The organism is Micromonospora maritima, assembly GCF_902825405.1.
In the GTDB taxonomy this organism is placed as follows: Bacteria; Actinomycetota; Actinomycetes; order Mycobacteriales; family Micromonosporaceae; genus Micromonospora; species Micromonospora maritima.
The window spans coordinates 1-2,405 of record NZ_CADEAU010000681.1; the positions used below are offsets into that span (position 1 = coordinate 1).

General features: G+C 73.3%; 3 protein-coding genes. All 3 read left to right on the forward strand.

What is annotated here, in order from left to right:
- The first annotated feature begins 406 nt into the window (after positions 1 to 406).
- On the forward strand, positions 407 to 1,327 hold the full coding sequence (locus HUW36_RS30980) for a proline dehydrogenase family protein (protein WP_174531326.1): 921 nt from the start codon (positions 407 to 409) through the stop codon (positions 1,325 to 1,327).
- Positions 1,328 to 1,366: 39 nt separating this feature from the next.
- Entirely contained in the window at positions 1,367 to 2,161 is a 795-nt protein-coding gene (locus HUW36_RS30985; protein WP_174531327.1) for an alpha/beta fold hydrolase, read from the forward strand.
- Positions 2,154 to 2,405: TetR family transcriptional regulator (locus HUW36_RS30990; RefSeq protein ID WP_174531328.1), on the forward strand; the 252-nt coding region annotated here is incomplete at its 3' end. The genes HUW36_RS30985 and HUW36_RS30990, both read left to right, overlap by 8 nt.

The window sequence follows — 2,405 nt, forward strand, 5'->3', positions numbered from 1 at the left end:
TTTTTTTTTTTTAATGATACGGCGACCACCGAGATCTACACCGCTCTGAACACTCTTTCCCTACACGACGCTCTTCCGATCTGTAGCCGCGCGCGGCGGTGGCCGGCGCCGGGACGAGCAGGGCCACCGCGACGGTGTCGCCGCCCCCGCCGGCCGGGCCGAGCGCGCAGTCGTCATCGTCGTCGTCGTAGCCGTTGTTGCAACCGGTGAGCGCGAGGGCCAGCGCGGTCAGCGCGCCGAGCTGCACGGTGGCCGAGCGAAGCCGGCGCCGGGGGTGTCGTCGATCCACGTGAACGTTGTAGCCGATGCCCGCCAGCGCCGGTGCCCCGCGTCCCCACTCCGCACGCTGAGTGAGGTTGACCGCCGCGCCCGGCGCGGGCCCCGGGCCGGGCGTTACGCTCGGCTCATGCTCCGTTCCGTCATCCTCGCCGCCTCCCGGTCAACCCAGGTGGAGCGGCTCGTCGCGACGGCCCCGTTCACCCGGGACGTCGTCCGCCGGTTCGTCGCCGGCGCCGCCACCGACGACGCCCTGCGCGCGACCCGCGCACTCGTCGCGGACGGCCAAGCGGTCACCCTCGACTACCTGGGCGAGGACACCACCACCCCGGAGCAGGCGAACGCCACCCGGGACGAGTACCTCACGTTGCTGCGCCTGCTCGGCGCCGCCGGCCTCACCCCGGCCGCCGAGGTCAGCGTGAAGCTGTCCGCGCTCGGCCAGGCGTTCGACGAGCAGTTCGCGTACGACAACGCCCGGCAGATCTGCGCGGCCGCCGACGCGGTCGGCACCACGGTCACCCTGGACATGGAGGACCACACCACCACCGACTCGACCCTGGACATCCTGGCCAAGCTGCGCAAGGACCACCCGTCGACGGGCGCGGTGCTCCAGGCGTACCTGCGGCGGACCGAGTCGGACTGCCGCGAGCTGTCCGCGGCCGGGTCGCGGGTGCGGCTGTGCAAGGGCGCGTACAAGGAGCCCGAGTCGGTGGCGTACCAGTCCGCCCGCGAGGTGGACAAGTCCTACGTACGCTGCATGAACGTGCTGATGGCCGGCGACGGTTACCCGATGCTGGCCACCCACGACCCGCGCCTGATCGCGATCGGTGAGGACCGGGCCCGCTGGTTCGACCGCGACCCGGGGCGCTTCGAGTTCCAGATGCTCTACGGCATCCGCCCGGAGGAGCAGAAGCGCCTGGTCGGCGAGGGTTACACGGTCCGCACCTACGTCCCCTACGGCGACCAGTGGTACGGCTACCTGATGCGCCGGCTCGCCGAGCGCCCGGCCAACCTGATGTTCTTCGGCCGCGCGGTGGTCTCGAAGAAGTGAGGCTTGACCGGCAAGGCTAATGGGATTAGCTTTTTGGCTATGACTGTTAGCCAGGTGTCGCGGGACGGCGGAACCATCGCGTACGAGGTGCACGGCGCGGGCCCCCTCGTGGTGCTCGCGCACGGCATGGGGGAGAACCGGGCGGCCTTCCGGCATCTGGCGCCGCTGCTGGTGTCGGCCGGCTACCGGGTCGCCTCCGTCGACGTGCGCGGGCACGGCGACTCCAGCCCGCACTGGCCCACGTACGCCCCGGCCGAGGTCGGCGGCGACCTGCTCGCCGTGGTCCGGGCGCTCCGCGGCGGGCCCGCCACCCTGGTCGGCAGCTCGTCCAGCGGGGCGGGCGTCGTCTTCGCCGCCGCCGACGCGCCCGACCTGGTCGGCGGCATCGTGCAGATCAGCCCGTTCGTCAGCGTCCCGAAGCCCAACCCGGCGATGCGGGCCGCCCAGGCGGCCGTACTCCGCAGCCCTCGGCTGTTCGGGCTGTTCCACCGCACGCTCTTCCCCTGCGGCCGGCCGGCCGACGACGCCGCGTACCGCAAGGAACTGGTCGCGAAGCTGCGTGGCCGGATGGACGCGGTGCGCGGCGTGGTCGCGCCGGTCGACCCGCACTGGACCGCCCGGGCGCCCGAGGTGCGGCAACCGGTGCTGGTGCTGATGGGTACGAAGGACCCGGACTTCCCCGACCCCGGCGCCGAGGCCCGCGCCGCCCGCCGGCAGTTCGCCGTCGCCGAGGCGCGGATGATCGCCGACTCCGGCCACTACCCGCACGCCGACCAGCCCGACGCCACCGCCGCCGACCTGGTCGAGTTCCTGACGGCGACCGCCCGTGCCTAGGGCCGGCCTGACCCCGGCGACGGTGGTCCGGGAAGCCGCCGTGCTCGCCGACGAGGTCGGGTACGACCGGCTGACCCTGGCCGCGCTCGCCGGCCGGCTCGGCGTCGCGCTGCCCAGTCTCTACAAGCACGTGCGGGGCGTGGACGCCCTGCACCAGAAGCTCGCCGTGCTCGCCGCCGCCGAGCTGGCCGACGTGCTGACCACCGCCGCCGCGGGCCGGGCCGGCGCCGACGCGTTGCGCGCC

Excerpts from the sequence above, each read along its gene's own strand:
- HUW36_RS30980 (WP_174531326.1), top strand. The coding sequence starts at position 407 with ATGCTCCGTTCCGTCATCCTCGCCGCCTCCCGGTCAACCCAGGTGGAG.
- HUW36_RS30985 (WP_174531327.1), top strand. The coding sequence starts at position 1,367 with ATGACTGTTAGCCAGGTGTCGCGGGACGGCGGAACCATCGCGTACGAG.